Genomic DNA, 21,974 nt, shown 5'->3' on the forward strand with positions numbered 1-21,974 from the left:
AAACCTTTACCCGATGGCGTATGGCCTAAGGCTGTAGTAGCGCTGATGGCGGAGCTTGCCCAATAGCCAACGCTCGACGATGCGAACCAGGGCCTCTACCTTGGCCTTGTCACGCGGACGACGCGGTCGGCGGGTAAGATCGCCGTGCCGTAATGAGCGGCTAGCTCGGCGTAGGTGCGGTTGATTTGCGGGTCGTAGAAGCCCGCCTTGATAACAGCGACCTTCGGATTGTCCGGTACGATCAGGGCCGGCACGCCGCCCAGAAAGGCCAAGGCTTGAATGTGGCCCTCGATCCAGTCGGGTAACTTCTCCGTCCAGGTCGCCAACGCAAAGCTGAGGCTTCAGCCACCGATGACGGCGACGAAAAAGTGGCGTCCTGTGTCTTGCCCGTACGGCGATCGACAATCACAGGCACCTTGTCACCGGCATAATCGGCGAACAGTTTGTCGTCACCCAGATGCGTCTGACGCATCGTCACCGGAAGGCGGCTTTCCCAGTTGCGGTAAAGGTCACAGAACCGGCTGTAGAGGTACCCGTCGGGATTGGCAGCGATATAGGATCTGAAGGGTGACGTTCGTCTTCTTCAGCTCGCGGTTCAGCGTCGCCAGTCCGGCTCCGGCCGGCGGCGATGCCCTTACTTCGTGCCGGCCTCGACGTAAAGCCTGCGCTCCAACTCTGCGTCTGTCAGATCCAACGGCAGAGGCCAGCCTATGCCGGACGATGCGTGTCGATTCATCATTTCCCGCAGCGTCGATAGCGCGATCCCGCAACGCATGGCGATCTAACTTATCGATAGCCCACCCTCGAGCTTGAGGCGGATCATTTCGCGCACCCGGCGCATGGCAATTCTCTCCGTCGGCATCTCTCCTCGAAAAAAGAAGACCGTAACTCTGACGAAGCCTGCATCCGAACCCCTGGCGGGATTATCTCGGAACGACTGGCGCCATCATTTCGCAACAGGTGGCGCCATCACCCCGGAATCGGAACCCACGGCATACCGCAGTGTTTTGATTTTGACATGGCCCCGCCCCTGTACGTAAAATTTAAGGTCTGCTGGTCAGCGCCGCCTCGACGTCATTTTAGATCCCTTCCATTCCCAACGCTCCGCCGCTCAATAACTCATCATCACCCGTATGCCGAAGCTCCGGGCGGAGTCGCGCGCCGGAACCTGCACAACCGACAGAGGCTGGGTTCGGTACTCGCTTTGACGGGCGGAAGCGAAGAAGGTATCGAAGACATTGCTGAGGAAGGCTGTAACGGCGTATTTTCCACGGACATCGTGAAGCCCGGCGGACAGGTCCAACACGCCAAAGGCTTCCTGCCGCGCATTTGGATCCTGGCTTATGGCCATCAGGGTCGCACTTTGCCATCGGTAAGCGCCGCTCAGGACCAGCCACTGCCGGGGATTGGGTCGGAGATTGTAGTCGTTCATGAGGTTGAATTTCCAGCGCGGCGCGTGCGGAAGCTGGCGATCGGTCAGGTCTTGCCGCCCCGGCGTGCCCCGGCAGTCTTGTGCCACCGTCTGCCCCGGATAACAGGGGGCATGCCTATAGTCGACGATGCGGGCGTCGAGGTAGTGGCCGGTGAAAGTAATGCGCCAGTACGGATTCATCAGGCGATACGCGTCAAATTCAATGCCCTGCGTACGAACCTTATCGACATTGTCAAGATAGGTCTGGCCGGTCGCATAGTCCGTCGACTGGCTTTGAAAATCGTCGTAGTCGACGCGAAACACCGATAGGTATGCGTAGCTTCTGCTGCTATTGCGAACCTTCCAGCCTGTTTCGATCGACCGAGCCTCTTCGGCTCTAACGGGCCCTCTGTCGGCGCGCGCCTGATCAAAGCCATTTGAGAGATCGAAGGCCGGCGCCTTATGGCCAGTTGCCAGAGCCAAATAGATCGTATTCCCGGCGTCGCTGATGCGCTGCACGCTCAGGCGAACGCTGGTGGAATTGTCCTTGCGGCGGTCGACCCAAGACCGGTTCGCCAACATATCCTCGAAGCGGTAACCATAGGTCTTGTGCTGGCTACGCACGCCCAAAGAGAGGGACATTTCGGGGCGGAACGTCCAGTCCACCTGCCCGAACAGATCCGTGTCCTTGCTTCGGGCCAGTGCGTTCCACCGGTACTGGCCAAAGGCGGGACCGCGGGCGCTGTCGAGGCGCACCTCGTTGTCGGAGAGAAAAACGCCCACCATGTAGCGCAAGGCATCGGCTTGCGACAGAAAGCGAAGCTCCTGGGTTTTGCCATCAGCGGCGTAGCCGTCGAGTTGGACATTTCCGGCAGCAAGAAAATCACCGAAGCGCGGTTCGACCAGGAGCAATCGGTCGATGGCGCTTTGCGACATTGTGCCTGAACCGACTTGGCGGGCGGTGAAATTCGGCAACTCGCCGCCGTCTGCATCAACCTGATCGGACATCGTGAATTTTGAGATCGAGGTGACCGATGTCAGGCGGTAGCCCTCGCCGAATATCTGCTCAAATTTCAGCGACAGGCCGCCGTCTTTCAGATCAGCAAAGGTGCGGGTGTCCTGTCGAATAGTGCGGTTATCAGCGGCGGCAACGATGTCCGTCGCGAAGACGCTCTGTGGCACCGAGACGAGACCTCCGTCCGGGCGCAGACGCGCGTCGTCGGCGAGCGACACATAGGCCGATACGCAGCACCTCGACCGGTTGTGGTTGTACCACCCGGACAGCAGAGCCTGCGTGCGCCGCGACGGCGCCCAAAGGACCTTGGCGCGCACGCTGCCGCTCTCATAGCCGTTGACGCGTTCGCCAAGGGTGAGATTTTCCGCCGCGCCGTCGTAGGTAGCCAGATTGCCTGCCACGCGGACAAAGAGGTGTTTGCCGATAGGCCCTGACGTATGAAACGCCAATCGCCGCTCGGCATCGGACGTCACCGTGCCGGTCGAGGCGGCGCTAAAGACCTGGGTCGGCCCGGCCGTGATGATACTGATGGTGCCACCGGTCGACGATCGGCCATAAAGGGTGTTTTGCGGGCCACGCAGGATTTCGATGCGCTCGACGTCGGTCAGGTCGACAAAGGACCGGGCCTGAAAAAGGGACGGCACATCATCAACCTGCACCAGCACGCTCGGTTCCGCCGCAATCGAGGCGGTGACCGTGCCAATGCCGCGCAGGATATAGGCGCTGTTCGCGGGCGTATCGCCCTGGATCACGGTCAAGGCGGGCACCACCTTCGTCAATTCCTCGACCTGCTCGGTGCCAAAAACTTCAAAGGATCGGGTCTTGACGGCGGAGACCGCCATCGGCACGCGCTGGAGATTGCGGGGGCGCTTGGTCGCCGTCACGATGACGACGGTCGGTTCCGGGTCAACGGTCTGCGCCGGCGCGCGATTGGAGGCTGCCGGCGCCGGCAACTCCACGTCGGCTGCGGCGTACAGGATCGCGACGCCGGACGGTCGCACCCGGAATTTCAGGTTGGTGCCTTCCAGCAGCTTTGAGAGTGCCTGTTGCCGGGTAAACGTCCCCTTGAGTGCTCGGCTCATCTTGCCGGAAATCACACCGCCGTCGTAAATCACCTGCTGACCTGACTGCGATGAGTAAGCGAAAAGCGCCTGGTCGAGCGGTTGGGCTGCGATATTGAAAGTGATCGTCTGGGTCTGGGCGTGGACGGCACCGGATGATAGCGCTATCGGACCCACACCGGCGAAGATCAGGAAACCAAATCCTCCCAGAGCATGTAATCCCTGCCTCAAGCTCATTCTTCGAATCCGGCTCCGTTACCGAAACTGTCAGGCGCCCCTGGCGAAACCATAGCAGAAACCCAGACCCCGATCACACCTTTAAACCTAGTGATCGGAAAGCGTGTACCCGCCTTTGCTTTCACGCGACTTAAGACCATTAAACGTCGCCACGCCATCGACGAATGCGGCCTGATCCCCGGCCTTGAATACGCCGCTGACCTTGATGTCCTTCTGTTTAACGTCTTTCAGGACGATCTTGTCCTTGGAATAGCGGTTGGCCCGTTCGATGGCGAGGGGCAAGGGCTCCTTATCGAACGCGAGTATACCTTTTTGCCAATCGAGATCGTCGCTTTTCTTCAACGGCGCTATGCGCGTGGCCTTGGCTATGGTGGAATAGACATAGGTCGATCCCGGCTCAAGGGTCGCTTCGGTGTAGCTCTCCGCGCCGGTGACAGACGAGCCCGGCCCGTTCGGCAGCATCTTCTTGGCCATGATCGCGACATGGCCCTCATAGAGCACGACGCGCAGCTCGGCGCTCATCTTCTCGACCGTAAACTCTGTCCCAGTCGCCACAACGGTTCTCTCGGTGGCATCGACCGTAAATGGTCTGACCGGATTTCCGGCGACTTCGAAATTCGCCCGGCCCTTGGTCAACCACACTTGGCGGATATTGCTGCGGAATTGCACCTTGATGGCCGTGTCGGCATCAAGCGTCACTCTGGAGCCGTCATTAAGCACCACAACACGGCTTTCGCCCGCTGCAGTCGCGTACCTAACGGGTTCACGTGCCTTTAGGAACGCGACGGTCCCCCCCATCCCGACGGCCAACACCAGACACGCGGCGATGGCGCTCGGTATCCAGAAGCGCCTGGTCCGTTGCCGGGCGTTTTTGCGTTTAGAGGCCGCAAGGCGGCTCAGCGCGGCCGACCGCTGGACATCAAATTCTGTCGGCAGGGTTTCGACCTCAAAGCTGTCCCATATCCGCGTCGCTTCTTTCAGCGCGTCGGCATGGTCCGGATTTTGAGCCAGCCAGGCCTGGAGTTCGTACTGTTCAGCTGCGGACAAAGGGCCGGTGGCCAAAAGAGCGTACCAGTGGGCGGCGCCGGCGAGCGTGTCGATGGGCTTAGGATTGGTCATTGACTATGCCCCTCTTCGTTGAGTTTACGCATGACATGTTCAAAGGCCTTGGCAATATGTTTGCGAACCGCACGTTCGCTGATGTTGTGGCCGGAGGCAATCTCCTCCTGGTGCAGGCCTTCGACGCGGAAAAGGATAAAGATATCGCGCGTCTTCTCGGGAAGATCATCGAGATAACGCGATACGGCCCGGAGAGACTCCCGTCCGAGCAAGATCCGCGACGGATCAAAGACATCAATCGACGCCATGCTTTCCAGATTTTGCCGCGCCATTTCGGAATTGCGGACCATTTCCTTTCGGCCGCGGTCGCGCAGGATATTGGCGGCGATCTGGAAGATATAGGCGTCGACGTTCTCGACCTCGCCAGAATAAGACGAAATCAAACGCACAAACACTTCCTGTGTTAAATCCTCGGCATCGCTGTGGGTGACTGAACGACGCATGAAGAACGACATCATCGGGGATCGATAACGGGCGTTCAACCGTTCAATATCTGTCAGAGGTTTGGCGTTCACAGCTTGTCCATGGGTGCGTTATCAGACCTAAGTAAGACGTTTCATATCCAAAATGGGGAACCTGAAAACACCATAGAGCCGAAGATTACCTCACATGACACGCTAAGGACATGGGTCAGAGAGTTCCCAACTTCGCTCCGGCTGCCTCCAAACGGATGTAGTCATATTGCGTGGTACCCGTTTTCGATTTTCCGCCGATCTGGGTAAGGGTGACGCTATTGGTACCTGACTTCAGCAAACCGCTTGGAATCGTCAGGCGCGTATCGGCAAAGGCACCATGACTGCCGAGGCGCACCGGGGCGTGGCTGGGCTGTACCGGCTTGAACGTACCAATCGTCTTTCCGTTGACCGTCACCTCTATCGTGTTTTCCGATGAGGCCAGAGCGAGGTAAAGTGCGGCGGGCGCGTTGGTCGCCGGTGCCTTTGTCAGCGCGAAATTGATGGTCCACGGGGTCGGGCCGAACTGCGCGTAGTTCCAGTCCTTGCGCCAGTCGCTTTTGCCCACTGTATAGGTCAGGCCGGTGTCGGCGTCAGTGCGCGATCTTTCAAAGGTAGCCCATTGAGTGTAGTTAAATTCGCCATTGTTGAATTCCTTGGCATCCCGGTCTGGGAGGCCGATCTCCCATACCGTTTCGGCGACACGCGTCGCTGTCCATTTTACCACGCCGAGGTCCACGGCCTTACCCGCGCCTATTTCGACCTTTGCGCGTTTGAAAGTGTCGGCATTGCCCGCACCGAAGGCCCACAGATTATAGGTACCCGGCAGCACATTGGGTATTTTGAAACGCCCGTTTGCGTCGGTCTTGACCCAGAATTGGTACGTGCGGCCCTGCATCTGGAAGTCGGTGCCCTGATCGTCGGGCGCCAGACCGATCCACGCGCCCGCTGCCGACGCTTTCAGATTGCCGCGGTCCTCGACCTTGAGCACGCCGGAAAGCGTACCGCGTCCCGATGCCTGAACGTAGTTGGCATTTTTAAACCATTCATAGGGCCATGCCGCCTGTTCGGCGTCCGCCTGAGCCTGTGCGTCACGCCAGAGCGCATCAACGACTTTCGACGATGGATCGGAAACCGCGCCCTCGTAGCTGTTCGCATAAACAAAATACGGCCCCCAGGTTTTCTGAAACGATTTTCCCGCTTCCAAGACGAGCTGCGTACCCTGACTGTAGTGCGATCCGTTGAGCATATTCAGCAGGGTGTGGTTCATGTGAACCGTCAGTTCTCGCTTCATCGGGCCGCCGTTGTAGTATTCGTGGCTCGGCACGGTCATCCAAATACCAACGCGCTTGGTCGTGCTGCTCCAGCCCCAGACCTTGAGGTCACCGAGATCGGCGCTGTAGCTGTATTTGCATTCGTATTGCCCGGCATATTGCCCCGTCGTTAGCTGCGTGACCTCTTTCGGAGCCCCTTCGACAGCTTTGGCCGCTTTCATATCATCCAGTGTCGGCATTTTGCGCTGCCTCAGCGCATCGACACTCAGCCAATCGAAGATTGGGCTGACATAGGCGTTCGAACGCCATTCACCGACTTCGGTGCGCGGGTAATCTGCGGGGTGATCGATCATGGCGGTTACATAAAATCCCTGAGCGCCGCGCCTAAGGCTATAATAGATATCGACGTCCATCGCGCCGTCGGTGGCCTTGCCCGACCATGGGCTGTGGACCTTTACCTCCGCATAATCGCCTTTCGTCGAGGCCAGATTGACCGTGAGAGATGCCGTGCCTTTTGGGCCGCCATAATTTGGCGTATTCCAGCTGAAATAGAACTGTCCTCCCCCATGACCGCCGTCAAACAGGTTGAGGTTGTTGTAGCTAAAGCTACGAATGGTCGCGTCGGCTTTTTTGACGCGGATGGAAACAATCCCGTTATCCAGAAGGTAGGTGTCGCCTTCATCCTTCAGGGTGACATCCGGTCCAGAGCCGGAGCCGCCTCCGGGAACGTTGGCGAAGCACAGACCGGACATCATACCTAGCGCGATCGCAAGGACCACGGCTATCGTTTTGATCTTGAACATCATGCGGGGCCTCCGGTGAATACTATTCAGGCTTTCCAGGCTTTGCTGGCAAACGGCTGCTTTGGGGACAAGATAACCTTGCCCGCAGAATCGAACTCGATGGCCGCCAGGCCCGGCTTTTCACGGAATGGCATCTGGTTGTCATTGCCGAAATAGGTAAGCCACAAGCGGCCTTTCTTATCGCGGAACACATTGCCCCCACCGCTTCCCGATGGCCCTTCGTGGCGGTCTCGATACGGCCCTAAAAGCGTGTCGGACGAGCCGAACATGAAGGAATATCGTCCCTCGATAAAGTCGCAACAGCCTATATAATAGCGTCCATTGGCCTTGAACACCGTTGCGCCTTCAAAGCCGATACGTGGCCCTCCGACCGGCCCAGGGCGTTCGGGACTAGGGGGCAGTGGCGGCATGTCATAGGCGATTGTCTGCCACTCACCGGCAAAGCCGCTGAAGTCGCGCTTGATTTCGCGTATTTGCGCCGCTGCGCCGTAGGTCAGATAAATGCGGCCATCGTCATCTTTGAACAGGGTCGAGTCGATGCCGCCCTTGATTGGTTCCGACTGAACTACGTGGATATAGGGCCCTTCCGGCTTGCCACTCGTACTCTTGAGAATGCCCATGCCGACACCACTCATGCAGTGGCAGATATAATAGTTTCCGTTGATGAAATGAATCTCCGGCGCCCAGATTGTCCGGAACGGCACGCCCTCGCGCATGGTCCAGTTCTTCTCCCACGTTCCATCGCGCTCGATGCTCCAGACCAAACCCAAATATTTCCACGTTTTAAAGTCGGAGGATCTATAAAGTTCGATGCCATCATTGAATGCCCAGCAGTTGTCGCCGGTCGTCCCCGTCATGTAATAATATCCATCGCCACCGAGGCAGATGATCGTATCACGAATATGAACGTCCCAGATCGGCCGCAGGGGCGGCATGAGGCCGCGGGTTACCGCAGAACCGCTATCATCGTCTGTCCATGCCGCCGTGGGGTAGCGGCGCGGCACAGGGCCCCTGTATTTATTATCAATCAAGCCGGAGGCCCAGCCACCACGCGCTGTCTCATCGGTGACGGGCATACCCGGACCACTGATTCCCGAATAGGGCCAGTAATCGCGAACGGGCGCCGGTATGGTGCGACGGCTGTTGTCGGCATCCGCCCGCTTTGGCGTACCAGGCTTAGGATAGGTCGGATAGGTGAACTTGTCCTGAGCCCGGACCGGCAAGGCCATGGCTGCCGCCGTTGAAGCACACCCCGTCAACCAGGCGCGGCGGTTTATGGGATCAGTCATAGGGTACCTTTCACGAGACGAAAACTTAAGTGCGACGGCATTCGTCAGTTTGTCACGGTGGGCGGCAAAGACTGCGACGACCCGCTCACACGGGCCGCCACCGTTTCGACACTCAGATTATTTGTAGCGATAGACCTTAAGCTTCTGGATACCGAATTTCTCCGGCGGCAGACGCAGATACCGACCCTGCCCGCTTTCGTCACCATTGAGCCACCTTCCGGGCACCCATTCGCCATCGACATATTCGCCCTCAACAATTTGTTCGAGACCAACGCGATAGCCGGAGGTCTTGTCGGCGTCGGCAAAGCGGATGATGACACCGCGGCCCGCAACGAGGAATTCGTCCTTCCCGGTTTGAACGATGAGGCCGCCATGCGCCTTGATGTCCTGAGTGTCCTTCGGGGTTCGGGAATCGACCATGGAAACCGTCAGGCTGTAGCCACCCAGATCGAAGACCTTCGGCGTTTCGTCGATCACCCCTTCATAGTTCACAGGCGCCCGAAAACCGCGGATGGTTCCCTTGCCCTGATGCGCCAGAGCGATCGGCGCAACTTGGTTCAAGACTCTATAGGCATCGGTGAGCGGATGGGTTTCGGGATTAGGAAGTGTTTCGATGTGGAAGGGCGAGAACCCGATGCCTTCCAGTTCGCCTAGCGTATAGAACGCATCCCCTGCCGCCTCTGTACGACCGGCGCGGTTCGCCTCGGGGACAAAGACCGGATTGTCTGGCCGCTTAAACTGATCGGCCCAGTAAACGAAATTGGGAAAGTAGGCGTCAAGCGCCAGCAAATCGATGTCGGGGCCACCCGCCTTGTAGATGTCGAAGACGTGCGGGATGGGCCCGGCGCTTGGGTACTGACCGGGCTTTTGATCCGGGCGGTTGAGGGCACTGTTCAGATACATGGGCAGATCATAGGCGGCCTTGCCTGCCTTGGTCAGCGCGTTCAGATAAGTGGCATAGCCCCAGGCCTGAAAGATTTCTTCGCCTTCGACGCTGGAGCCAAAAACCTCAGCCCAGGTCCCCGCCGTCTTGTTGCCCCCGCTCGCCCAGGCATCGCGCACGAACGGATGAAGGGTGGATTTGTTTTTCGCGAGGTAGGCGGTGAGCGCCTTCGGCACCTGACCCTTGTAAGCGGCTTCGGCTTGAGGGCTATAGTCGCGCACGACCGGTAACATCCCCGGTTCGTTCTCGACCTGCACCATCACGACCGTATGGTTCTTATCAAAAGCTTTCAGGTGCCCCATAAGCGCGCCAAACACCCGTTGGTTGGCCTTCAGATTGTCGGGATCGTAAGCGCTCAGGATATCCTGCGGCACGCCATTGTCGTCTTGCGCCCGCGAATAGGTCTTATAGTCCTTTTTGATAAAGGCCGGCGTGTAGCTCGACGTGGAGTTTTTCCACGCGCCGAACCACAGCAGCACCACCTTCACCTTGTTGGCTTCGGCTTGCTGGATAAGCCCCTCCAGGGGGGCGAAGTCATAGACACCCTCCTTCGGTTCGATCTGATCCCATTCGACCGGCGCGATGATCGTGTTGAGACCGATTGTTTTGAGCGTAGGCCAGTAGCGATCGAGGTATTTAAGGTCCGACGCCGTGGAATTGCCGAGTTCCCCACCGAGGATCAACATGGGCTTGCCGTCGACGATCAGTTGCTTGACCGTTCCCTGCTGTTTCAAGTGCGGCGCCTTCTGGGCGTTAGCCGAAAAACCAGCAGCTATGCTCAGCGCGGTAAAAGCGAAAGCCCAGTGGTTCAATCTCATGAGTTCCTGCCTGACGTAAGATGATAAATGACAAGTCGAAAAAGACGGGACGTCGGGCACGAAGTGAGTGTCATCCCTAAAGGAGAGCGCCCAAGTGTGCGATAGTTTATCCCTACTCTCCCCTCAATCTTATGCGATTTGATTGATTAATGAGGTAAGACGTATCGGCACAAAAAAGGGGAACCTGAAAACCTAAAAGAACGCTGTATTTATTCCAGGATTTTTGAGTGGGACGCTCAATGTCCATACAAAAAGAGCAGGCACGTGACCGTGCCTGCTAAGGTGCGACCGGAGGGGAGAAGGGCGGCCAACACCGCAGGGCTCCTGGTCGGGGATAGAGTTATTGAAGATCAGTTCCGATAGACGAAGCCCACGGTGAAGCGGCGACCGCCGTAAGATGCCGCCCATTGGTATTCCTGGTCTACAAACCCACGCGCATCGGAACCGATCTGGATATTGGCTTCCTTGAGCAGATTGCGACCTTCCCAATAGAGTTCCACGTTCGGGCTGAGTTTGTGTGTCACCTTGGCATCGAGATAGGCATATTCCTTGGTGTAATAGGCTTCGCCCGGGTTGTAGGGCAGTCGAACGAAGTTGTTTGGGTTCTGGTTCGGGAAAGCATAAACACCTTCCACATTGCGGCCGCAGGCGGACACACAGCTAAACACCCGATCGCGCCGTTGATAGGCGATCCGCGCATTGGTTTTGCCGTCGTCGTACCAGACCGCCAGATTTGCAAAATACTTGGCGCGGCTAGGCACGCCCAGGCTGTCACCGGTGATCGGATCGATATAGCCAGCGCGCCCCTTAGAGTCGTTGGTCGAGATATTGAAGTCGGCACCGGTGTAGCGCAGATACCAAGGCAGGAAAGTAAATGCTGTCTTGGAGGAGAATTCCCAGCCCGACATCACATAGCCTTCGCCATTTTTGTAGGTGTTGAAGGTGAACAGGAAGTCAGACAGCTTGCGACCCGTAATCGGATCGACCTCGTCCGTGCCGGTAAAGACCGGCTGATCAGTGACGCGGACGGTTTCCGGCCCACCGACCAGTACTTTCTGGCGGAAATAAGCCAGAGAGAAGGAGCTGTCGCGGTTGGGGTACCATTCAATCGAGGTGTTATTTTTATTGGCCCTGTAAGGCTTCAGGTCCGGATTGCCGAAGGTCGAGCAGGTCATGTCGAGATCCTCCTCGCCCTCGTCGAAGCGATCTTCGATTCGTTCATCGACAGAGCATTCACCGGCGGGCCAAAGCTTGCCAGGGGATGGGCGGGCAACGGATTTCGACCAGTTGTAACGCAGGACCAGCTTGTCATCGATAAGCCAAAGGTTGGCGTTATAGCTGGGCATCCAGTCGGTGTAGGAGCGCTCAATACTGATGGGACGGCGAAGAGTCGTCGTCGTCACGCGCGTATTGCCCGTTGTGGCATTCCAGTCGGTGGCTGGATTGGCGGGTGTGGAAATGATCTTGCGAATTGACGACACGGCCACCGTGCCGATGCCTTCGACTTCGGACTTCACCATACGAACGCCGAAATTGCCGTCAAAGCTCATGTTGAAAGGCAACTTCTGTTCAAACTCGAACATGTAATAGGCGGCCGTGATGGTTTCGAACGTCCGGTTCGTCGGCTGGGCATATAGCTTTCCATCACTGCCCGTACAGACCTTCATGCAGTCGAAGTTCATATTGACGTTGCCCGCCATCTGATTAAACGCCTTTTCGACGTCGATGGTATTCCAAAGGCTCAGGCCTTCAACGCCCTCATAGCCCGGCATAAAGGCCCCATCGAAGCTTTCAACGCTGTTCTGATAGAGGGAGAGCAGTTGGGCGCGCGTGACGGTTTCCTGACCATGATTGAAATTGGTACCCGTCAGAGCGTTGGGCACATAACCATAGACGCAGCGATTGGCGGCAGTGGTCGTCGCCTGATTTTCACAGGCCCGGATATTGCCGCGCAAGGTGTTGGTCGGCACGTTGACCCCTGGCACCGGCGTATAGCCGCCCCCGCCCCAACGTTCGTTTTCCAGGTTTCGATAGCTGACACCGGTCTTGAACAGTTTAAGGAACGGTACCTCCGGCAAACGGTAGGTCAAATCGAACTTGGCCGCTTTTTCGCCGTTTTCACTCATCAGGGGCGAATAGTTCACCGCTACGGTCGCCGAATACAGCGCCGCCTCGGCCTGTTGCTGAGCAGTACCGGTCGGAGCCAGCATCGGCACAGTGCTCGACCAGTCGTCAGGGTTGAAGTTCGCAGGATATTCGACGGACCACAGGCCGCTTTCCTGCACCTCCATATGGCCTGTGCCGTAGGGGATTTGCAAGCTGAAGCGCTTATCATACCGGCTATAGGTGCCAGACGAACGACTGGCCTGGAAGTCGATTTTCAGTGGACCCTTTTTATAGTTTCCGCCGACCAGCAGGTAGTTATTCTGCCATACCTGATCGTTGCGGATATTGTCGTAGAAAATAGAACCGTTGTTGAAATCGAACTCGGTCAGATAGTGATTGGCGTCCACCTTGTAGGAACCGGGCACCACATTGACCCCAACACCGTAATAAGGGAACGAATTCTGGACGTTGGAACCTGCCAGCGTGCTGTCAAGCGCCACGGAGCCGGTCGGCATACCGGCATTGAACAGGTAAAAGCCCGTTATGGGCGTTACAGGATTAATCGTGCCGACGGCGATATTAGTGTTGGTCACCAGAGGCGTCGTCGAAAAGGTTGAGCCGATGCCGCCGCGCGAACGATTGCGGCGGATATCTTCCTGATCGCGGTTGGCAATCTGATACTTCAGATAGACGTTCAGATTGTCGTTTACGCGATAATCGAAACGGATGTCGGCTGAGATGCGCTTTTCGTACTGGGTGAGATTTACGTCGCGTACGCTGGCGGGCGAATAGTCGTTCCATTGGTTGAGACAGGTGACCTGCTCGGAAATGCGCTGAGCCTGAGCGTCGCGACGGTTGTTATTGTTGGACCCAGCGGAAATAGTATTGAGTTCAGCCGCGGTATAGAGCGGAAGTGCCGTCAGACACTCAGCCTTGGTCTTAGCATTCGCCGAGCGTGTAACAATTTCCAACGGACTAAGGGTATTGAAGTTACCTGTACCGGTGGCCAGAGCCCAGCTCGCGACCGGGTCCGTCGCACCGACGCCGCTCACTGTCGAGGGATTGAACTGAAAAGTCTTGTTCGGCGAATTGTCGAAATCGTAGGCTCGCGCATAACCTTGGGCGTTGCTGGACCCGGCGTTGTTCAGCTGGTGGCTGTCGTTCAGCTTACGCGTCGTGGACAGATTGAAGATGACGCCCAGCCGATTGTTGAAGAACTTGCGCGACGCCACCAGATTGATATCCGGCGACCACCTCTGGCTCAAAGAGTTGCGCTCACCTGACACGCGCATGGAAAAATAAGGTTTCTTGAAATCCAGACCGGTTCGGGTCTGAATCTGTACCGAACCGCCCAGCCCGCCTTCGGTCAGGTCGGGTGTGTTGCCCTTTACGACGTCGATGCTTTTGATCAGGTCAGCGGGTAGTTCGCGCAGGTCACTACCGCGTCCGCCCCCATCCGTTGCATTAGCAAGATCGAACCCGCCCCCCGTTACGGACATACCGTCCATTTCGACGCGCGTCAGGTCGTTCGAATTACCCCGAAGATTGACACCAGCGCCTTCGCCGGTTTCACCGCGTTGCAGAGCCATACCCGGAATGCGGGACAGAGCCTCGGCCAGATTGCGATCGGGGAATGATCCGACATCATCGGCGACAATCGAATCGGTTGCCGTCTTGGCTTTTTTCTTCCGGTCGATGGCACTTTGTTGAGATGCACGCGATCCCACCACGATGACTGTTGTAGTCTCATCGCCATTGGCTGATTGGGGGACCGAAGCGGTTTGTTGCGCCATACCCACTGTGGCACCGGCGACCAGCAGAATAGCGGCCAGCCCTGAGCTTCGCATGAGTACGCTTGAAAATGGACGGTTGGGATTAGGATTCATTGACGTTTCCCCTGCGCATGACAGCGCTAATTTTTTGAAAGTGATTTGAAGGACGACCGACGAACGATCACGTCGAAAAACGAACGTCCCTGAGTGCAGGCATCGCCTGAGGCTGCGAACAAGACTGAGCCTACGCGTTCGCTTCACGGTTATTGGTGCGCGATATCGGGCGCTGGCCCGCATCGCTCGTTTCTTTATTTTGTATTACATAACATACAATAATACATGTGTGTCAACAACACCGGTCGATCAATTTCAACAATTTTGAAGATATTGGCTGGACAATTCGAGGGCATTATCCCGATGAATGGACCTTACCACCGGACGCTTAGGTTGGTAAATTTCTACTATTATATTGAATTCAAATAATTATTTTTGACACATGCAGCCTTAGTCAGGACTGGGTTGTCTTTCGAACGGGTGTGTTACTTGCGCAAACTTCAGTCCCAGATGCGACAATTTGGTCATATCTCTGTCAAAAAATTGACCTGACAATCTCACTTCTGCCGCGCCTTCGAAGCACGGTAAAAATGGCTTCCGTATCCCGATAACTACAAAGCCAGTTGGTATATCTTACAGCGCCCGTTATCTCCCGAATCGCAAGGGGACCTGCCGAGGTAGCTGAGGGACTCTAGTGAATGGTCTGAACCGTGATTCGCTTAACTGGTAGCTGATCCACACTTATCTCGATGGCGATCTGCCCTGCGGTCTCTCTCGATTGAATCACGGCAACCGCGCGGCCATGAAACGAAGTTAAATGTCCTGACGTAAAGCTCTCCAATCGCGCCGGATGTCCACTACCTGCCCCGAGCAATTTACCCACCCCTTTAACCTTGATCGTGATTTTTCGGTCATCTGTCTGAGCGTAAACCGGCACGCCGTTCGCATCGAGGATTTCAATAGATACATAGGCCAGGTCACGACCATTGGCCGCCATCTGATGACGATCCACGGTAACACGTGCACTTGCAGGTTTACCCGCCGACCTTAGCTCCCATTGCCCGGCAGCCTTGCCATCGCGGTAGCCGATCGCCGTCAGGACACCCGGTTCGTACGGTACACTGAAGGTCGCCTTGAATTCCGTGTCCACGCTTACCGCCTTGCGACCGAGGCTACGACCGTTCAGACGCAGTTCGACCCCCGGAAATTCAGAATAGACGACGACTTCCAGAGGTTTGCCGTCCTGTCCCGGCCAGGTCCAGCTTTCGTGCAGATCTTCCAGCGACCAGTCGACTTCGGCAGGCGGATTGAACAGGAAACGATCGGGCAGGTCTTCGCTGCCTTTGGGTTGGCGGACAAAAGCCGAGATCGGCGTCAACCCGGTTTTCCAGAACACCTCGCGATAATAGGCCGCCGGTCGCTTGCGTCCCGTTGCATCGATTTCACCCGCATAGGCCAGATGCCACGGGTAGGGTCCTAACTGCTTCCAGTCCTTTGAATACCCCATCCAGCCGATACCGGTTTCCCCCAGATAATCGACCGAGGTCCACACGAAATCACCCACGGCAGAGGGCATTTTTTCGATGATCTGCCAGTAACGGAAACCGTCCTTGGACGTCGATTCCGGCGAATAGACGACGCGGTTGGGATAGGCCTGATGCTCGGCTTCAAAGGCCGGGGCCTTGTAATTCTGGCCGATGACGTCGAGTGCGGCGATGAGCGCCGTATTATTGGGCGCATTGAAGGTGAAACTATGGGTGACAAAGCGTGTCGGGTCCAGTGTCCGGATACGGCCTGAGAGCATCGTGGCGATTCGCGCGCCGTCGGCGGAGCCCTGCTCAGGAATTTCGTTGCCGATGCTCCAGAAAATGACGCTGGGATGGTTACGCCCGGACAAGACCATACTGTCGATATCCTGTTGCCAGTCGGCAGCGAAAAACCGGGCATAGTCTTTGGATTTTTTCGATTTTCCCCACATATCGAACGCTTCGTTGACGATGAGAACCCCCAGTTCGTCGGCAGCATCTAGGGTCGCCTGACTGGCCGGGTTGTGGGCGTTTCGGATCGCATTATATCCGGCCGACTTCATGAGGGCGACCTTGCGTTTGTCCGCATCAGGCCAGCCGGCAGCGCCGAGCATATAGTTGTCGTGGTGGATATTGCCGCCTTTGAGCTCAATCGGCTGACCGTTGAGCCGCACCCCGTGTTCGGCATCCACCGTGATCGAACGAATGCCGAATCGCGTGACACGTTCGTCGACCACCCGTCCCTCTACGCGGACCGTCTGAATGAGCCTGTAGAGATTGGGGCTGTCGATCGACCACAATTGCGGCCGGGTCACCATAAGGCGCTGCAACAGGTCTGCGGAGCCACCTGCCGCCAATGCCTGGCTTTCCGTCGAGATCGCTACCTGGGTGCCGTGTGCATCGACCACGACCGTGGTGAGCGTGACCTTACCCGCCTTGCCACCCCTGTTCTTTAGGTGGGTCGAAACCTCGATCTCGCCCTTATCGACGGTCGCCACCGGTGTCGCGATTGCAACCCCCAGCGGATCGATATGTAGCTTGTCGAGCAGTTCCAGATGCACGGGCCGAATAATGCCCGACCCGGCGTACCAGCGCGACGACGGATCGACGTGATTAATCCGAACGCTAATCAGGTTGCGTCCCGCCTTCGCCTTTCCCGTAAGGTCGAGGGTGAAGGCGGTGTATCCGTAATGATGCGTGGCGATCTTTGTGCCGTTAAGCCAGATATCGGCGTCCATGTAGACCGCTTCGAACTGCAACAGTACGGTCGCCGAAGCTTGTGAGGACGTGAGGCTGAACTCGCGACGATACCACCCCTCGCCCCCCGGCAGATAGCCGGAGTCCTGACCGGAAACGGCCTCCTTCGAAAACGGGGGACTACCGTCGGGCTTGTCCTGAATGGAAAAATCGTGCGGTACCGACACCTTGGACCAGTCGCTGTCGTCGAAGCCCAGCGCTTCGGCTCCGAAGGTCGCGCCCTTATGGAAGGCCCAACCCGACGACAGATCAAGGCGCTCGGCCTGAACCGATGCGGTTCCCGACACCCAAACGGCGACCATAGCCAGTACAAGGCTTTTCCACATGCTCAGTCTCTTTTCATTCCGTGGTCACAGCAGTGACGTGGCTCTGGACCCTATTGAGGTTTCCGATGTGCCAGTTGCGCTTCGATTTCCTCAAGCGACTTGCCCTTGGTTTCCGGTACGCGCAGGGCGATGAAGAGGAAACCCAGCAGACAGATGCCCCCATAACACCAGAAGGCACCCGCCGCGCCCAGCCGTTCGTTCATAATTGGGAAGGTAAAGGTGACCAGAAAGCAGGCAATCCACAGCGACGACACGGCGATGGAAATGGCCGTTCCGCGAATACGGTTCGGAAATATCTCCGACAACAGGACCCAGGTCACCGGTGCCAGGGACGTCGCATAGGCGGCAATAACCCCCAGAGTTAGGATCAGGACGATTGGACCCTCAACATGAAAGAAGAAGGCCGCTCCCAACAGCGCGTGCATAACAGTGATGGCCGCTGCGCCCCACAACATCAGGGTACGCCGCCCCAGTTTGTCCACCGTCGCCGTCGCCACCAGCGTGAAGATCAGATTGATGGCCCCGGTGATCACGATATTGAACATGACGCCGCTGAGGTCATAACCCGCACCGCGATAGATTTCTTCGGCGTAATTGAAGATAACATTGGTGCCGCTCCACTGCTGGAGGACTGCCAGACCGATGCCAGTGAGCAATAATCCAAAGACGGCGGGGGCAAACAGTTCGCCGAGCGAGCTTTTGTCCGCACGCTCGCGAACGATCCCGGCTTCGATGTCGCGCAGTTCGTCCTCGGCGTAGCGATCGCCGCCGATTTTGCGCAGCACCTCTGCCGCCTTGTCCTTGCGGCCCATCTTGATCAGCCAGCGTGGGCTTTCCGGGACCAGAAACGCGCAGAAGAAAAACACGACCGACGGCACCGCCACGGCGGTGAACATCCAGCGCCAGCCATATTGCCCCTGCCAGGTTTCGCGAATGGCGTCGTGTCCCGTCACGGTCACATCGCCCGCGATCAGCAGGTTGACGATCTGCGCTGCCAGAATGCCGACGACCAGCGTCAGTTGATTGAGGGTTACCAGCCGTCCCCGCCAGGACGCCGGGCTGACCTCGGCGATGTAGGTCGGCGAAATATTGGACGCCACACCGATGGCGACGCCGCCGATGATACGCCAGAAGACAAAGGTATCGAACCGGTGCGCCCACCCCGTAAACACCGAAGACACAGCAAACAGCACGGCGGCGATGATCAAAAGCTTTTTCCGCCCGATGCGGTCGCTCAATAAACCGCTGAGGATCGACCCCAACAGGCAGCCCAGCAGGGAGCAACTGTTGGCCCAGCCGATCTGTTCTTCGGTCGTCAGGTGGAAATAGGGTTCATAGAACGGTTTGGACCCGCCCACCACGACCCAGTCGTAACCGAACAGAAGCCCGCCCAATGCTGCTATTGCGGATATCATCCAGATATAGCCGAGGTTGAACCGGTAGTCGGGAGACGCACCTGTCCCGGAAGGCCCGTCAGAAAGAATGTGCATGGAAGCTTACCCCTGTTTTTTCGCCGCGTCCGTTTCAATAAGCTTGGCGATGATTATGGGGGATTTAAACGTGAGCCCCGAAAGCCCGTCAAGAAATATATTACAAATAATCTAAATAGATGAAATCGGGTTGCTCAGCCGGTAGCGACCGAGAGCGGTAACATTGTTCCTTAGAGTGCCAATTGAGCTTTGGATCGAATTGTAATATCGGTATGTCAATTACTAAGCTTGGATACTCATGCGCCAACCTGTCTTTAGCACCAGCGTTACCCATTCTATCGTTCAGGATCTGGGCGTCGGCATAGTCACCGGACGATTCGACGACGTCCCATTTCCTACGGAAAGCGCGCTGTGCGAACATTATGGTGCGGCCCGTACCGTCCTGCGCGAAGCCGTCAAGATGCTGATCGCCAAGGGCCTGATCACCACGCGCCCGAAGCAGGGCATCCGGGTCTCGCCTGAGCACAACTGGAATCTGCTCGACCCCGATGTCCTACGCTGGTTGCTGGAGCGCAAATTTTCCATGCGCCTGCTGGTCGAGTTCACGCAAATACGGCTCGACGTGGAATCCGGCGCGGCCGCGTTAGCGGCGCGTTTTGCCACTGAAGACGACAAGGCGCAAATTCAGGCCGCTATCGGAAGAATGTATGCGGCGGAAAAAGGTGACGACGACCCTTTGCACTCCGACATCGCCTTTCATGTGGCGGTGCTTCAGGCCAGCGGCAATCGCTTTTACCTTCAGATGCGCGACATGATTTCGGCGGCCCTGCACGTCAGCATCATGCGCACCAACAAGCTTAAAGGTGTCCACCGTGCCAGCGCCAGGGACCATGACCGCGTGGCGCAGCTTATTCTCGCGGGGGAGTCCGAGGCGGCCCGAAAGGAGATGAGAGACCTCATTCAGGGCGCCTTCGACCTCATTAACGAACTGCCCAAGCGTGAGTAATATTATTTATATTATATATATTGACAGTGTTGGTACCGGATTATACCTTATGACCCATAAATAAGGGCCGGATCGCGTATCAAAACAGGCCCACTAAGGGTCTAGCATGCTTGACAATTCGAATTCGGTGGCGGCGCAGGCGACCCGCCTGACGACGCATATCAAATCCATAGATCTGTTTCCCGTACCGCCGCGCTGGCTCTTCGTGCGTGTAGAAACCGAAAACGGTCTGGTTGGCTGGGGCGAAGCTTCGCTCGAAGGCCATACCGAAGCTGTGCAGGGTGCATTCGCTTCCCTGCGCGATCGCTTCATCGGCGCCGATCCCGACCGTATCGAGGACATCTGGCAGACCGCCTATCGCCTCGGCTTCTATCGCGGCGGTCCGGTACTCATGTCCGCCCTCTCCGGCCTCGATCAGGCCCTGTGGGATCTGAAAGGCAAGGCGCTGGGCGTCCCCGTCTATCAACTGCTGGGCGGTAAGGTCCGCGACCGTTTGCCTGTTTACGCATGGATCGGTGGCGACCGTCCCGCCGATGTGGTCGAGGCGGCGCGGGTGCGTAAGGCACAAGGCTTTACCTGCGTCAAGATGAACGGCACCGAAGACATGGGCTGGCTCGATTCATCGCGCGCGCTTGACGCCACGGTCAGCCGCCTCGAAGCGGTCAGGGCCGAAGGCATGGATGCCGGGCTCGACTTCCACGGGCGGGTGCATAAGCCTATGGCCAAGCAACTGGCGCGGGCTCTGGAACCGCTACGCCCCCTGTTCATTGAGGAGCCATTGCTCAGCGAGCATCCCGAGGCCATGGCCCAGTTGAGCCAGTTGACCACCATCCCCATTGCGCTCGGTGAACGTCTTTACAGCCGCTGGGACATCAAACCGTTCCTGGCCGCCGCCTCTGTCGATATCCTGCAACCCGACCTCAGTCACGCGGGGGGCATTTCCGAAGTCCGTCGGATGGCGGCCATGGCCGAAGCCTATGATGTGGCGATCGCCCCGCATTGTCCGCTGGGGCCGATTGCGCTCGCCGCATGTATGCAACTGGCGCTGGCGACCCCGAACTTCGTCTTGCAGGAAATGTCGCTCGGCATCCATTACAATACCGGCGGGCATGACCTGCTATCCTACATGACCAATCCAGAGATTTTCGACGTTAAGAACGGCATGGTCGAAGCCTTCGACGGTCCCGGTCTGGGGGTCGATATCGACGAGGACAAGGTCCGCCAGCTCAGCCGCGACTGCGAACCGTGGCGCAACCCGGTCTGGCGTGGTCCGGACGGCTATATACGCGAGTGGTAGATATGCGCTTTCGGGACAAGACCGTCATCATCACCGGGGCGGGCAGCGGCATAGGGCGCGCAACCGCCGAACGCCTGTCTCACGAAGGTGCCAATCTCGTGCTCGTCGACCGCGACCTCGCGGCACTACAAGACACGCAGGCGCGCGTCGCCGCGCCGGATCGGGTGCTTATACGCACCCACGATGTTTCCGTCGAATCGGAGGCCGAGCGCACCTATGCGGAAGCATTGAAACGCTTCGGCTATGTGAACGGTTTCGTCAACGTCGCCGGGGCCATGATCTATCAGCCTCTGGCCGAACTGACCGGCAACGACTGGGCGCGGATCATGACGATCAATTTCTTCGCCGCCACCTATTTCACGCATCACGCGTTTAAGCATATGAGCCGCGGCGGTAGCCTCGTCTATGTGTCGAGTATCCATGCGCATCAGACCTCGCCGCTGGTCGGGCCTTACGCCGCCGCCAAGGCCGCGCTCAGTTCGCTGGCCCGGACCGCCTCCATAGAGGGTCGCGGACGAAACATTCGCGCCAATGCCATCCTGCCCGGTGCGGTCGATACGCCGATGCTGCGCGAAAGCCCCAATATCAAGTCCGGCCTCGAAGTCCTCGATCCGCTCGATATCGGTCAGGCGGAGGACATCGCCGCCGCCATTGCCTTTGCTCTGAGCGACGAAGCGCGCTTCGTCACCGGATCGGAAATCACCGTTGACGGCGGGCGTCTGGCCAAGCTCTGACGACGGCACAACCATACCACTTGTGCAACAAAGGTATGGGCGTC

General features: G+C 57.6%; 12 protein-coding genes and 1 pseudogene. 3 read left to right on the forward strand and 10 right to left on the reverse strand.

Going from position 1 to position 21,974, the window contains the following annotated elements:
- Positions 1-27 precede the first annotated feature (27 nt).
- From istA to AEYBE204_RS29945, 10 genes and pseudogenes are all read right to left on the reverse strand, one after another.
- A pseudogene (gene istA / locus AEYBE204_RS40850) lies at positions 28-781 on the reverse strand (IS21 family transposase); the annotation flags it as partial.
- Positions 782-1,111: 330 nt separating this feature from the next.
- Entirely contained in the window at positions 1,112-3,724 is a 2,613-nt protein-coding gene (locus AEYBE204_RS29905) for a TonB-dependent receptor (protein ID WP_081724641.1), read from the reverse strand.
- Positions 3,725-3,811: 87 nt separating this feature from the next.
- A complete protein-coding gene (locus tag AEYBE204_RS29910) occupies positions 3,812-4,843 on the reverse strand; it encodes a FecR domain-containing protein (RefSeq protein WP_023462186.1) in 1,032 nt (343 codons plus the stop codon).
- Positions 4,840-5,358, reverse strand: a complete 519-nt coding sequence (locus AEYBE204_RS29915) for an RNA polymerase sigma factor (RefSeq protein ID WP_031230462.1) — start codon at positions 5,356-5,358, stop codon at positions 4,840-4,842. The genes AEYBE204_RS29910 and AEYBE204_RS29915 overlap by 4 nt, the downstream gene beginning before the upstream one ends.
- Positions 5,359-5,473: 115 nt before the next feature.
- Positions 5,474-7,375, reverse strand: coding sequence for a polysaccharide lyase family protein (locus tag AEYBE204_RS29920; protein WP_023462188.1), 1,902 nt, complete (start codon positions 7,373-7,375; stop codon positions 5,474-5,476).
- A gap of 23 nt (positions 7,376-7,398) precedes the next feature.
- Positions 7,399-8,601 carry a family 43 glycosylhydrolase gene (locus AEYBE204_RS29925; protein WP_023462189.1) on the reverse strand — a complete coding sequence of 401 codons (1,203 nt, stop codon included), beginning with the start codon at positions 8,599-8,601 and terminating at the stop codon, positions 7,399-7,401.
- 177 nt (positions 8,602-8,778) lie between these two features.
- Positions 8,779-10,338 (reverse strand): DUF5597 domain-containing protein, encoded by a 1,560-nt coding sequence (locus tag AEYBE204_RS29930; protein ID WP_200862172.1) that lies wholly within the window; start codon positions 10,336-10,338, stop codon positions 8,779-8,781.
- A 434-nt stretch (positions 10,339-10,772) separates the two neighbouring features.
- Positions 10,773-14,375, reverse strand: coding sequence for a TonB-dependent receptor (locus tag AEYBE204_RS29935; protein ID WP_023462191.1), 3,603 nt, complete (start codon positions 14,373-14,375; stop codon positions 10,773-10,775).
- A 670-nt stretch (positions 14,376-15,045) separates the two neighbouring features.
- On the reverse strand, positions 15,046-17,463 hold the full coding sequence (locus AEYBE204_RS29940; RefSeq protein ID WP_023462192.1) for a glycoside hydrolase family 2 TIM barrel-domain containing protein: 2,418 nt from the start codon (positions 17,461-17,463) through the stop codon (positions 15,046-15,048).
- Positions 17,464-17,513: 50 nt separating this feature from the next.
- Positions 17,514-18,953, reverse strand: a complete 1,440-nt coding sequence (locus tag AEYBE204_RS29945) for a sugar porter family MFS transporter (RefSeq protein WP_035441946.1) — start codon at positions 18,951-18,953, stop codon at positions 17,514-17,516.
- Between the two features lie 238 nt (positions 18,954-19,191).
- Between AEYBE204_RS29945 and AEYBE204_RS29950 the strand changes: the two genes are divergently transcribed.
- The 3 genes from AEYBE204_RS29950 (at position 19,192) to AEYBE204_RS29960 (ending at position 21,930) form a co-directional block, all read left to right on the forward strand.
- On the forward strand, positions 19,192-19,899 hold the full coding sequence (locus tag AEYBE204_RS29950; protein WP_023462194.1) for a FadR/GntR family transcriptional regulator: 708 nt from the start codon (positions 19,192-19,194) through the stop codon (positions 19,897-19,899).
- Between the two features lie 106 nt (positions 19,900-20,005).
- A complete protein-coding gene (gene dgoD, locus AEYBE204_RS29955; protein WP_023462195.1) occupies positions 20,006-21,196 on the forward strand; it encodes a galactonate dehydratase in 1,191 nt (396 codons plus the stop codon).
- 2 nt (positions 21,197-21,198) lie between these two features.
- Positions 21,199-21,930, forward strand: coding sequence for an SDR family NAD(P)-dependent oxidoreductase (locus AEYBE204_RS29960; protein ID WP_023462196.1), 732 nt, complete (start codon positions 21,199-21,201; stop codon positions 21,928-21,930).
- Positions 21,931-21,974 lie beyond the last annotated feature (44 nt).

Source organism: Asticcacaulis sp. YBE204, assembly GCF_000495855.1.
In the GTDB taxonomy this organism is placed as follows: domain Bacteria; phylum Pseudomonadota; class Alphaproteobacteria; order Caulobacterales; family Caulobacteraceae; genus Asticcacaulis.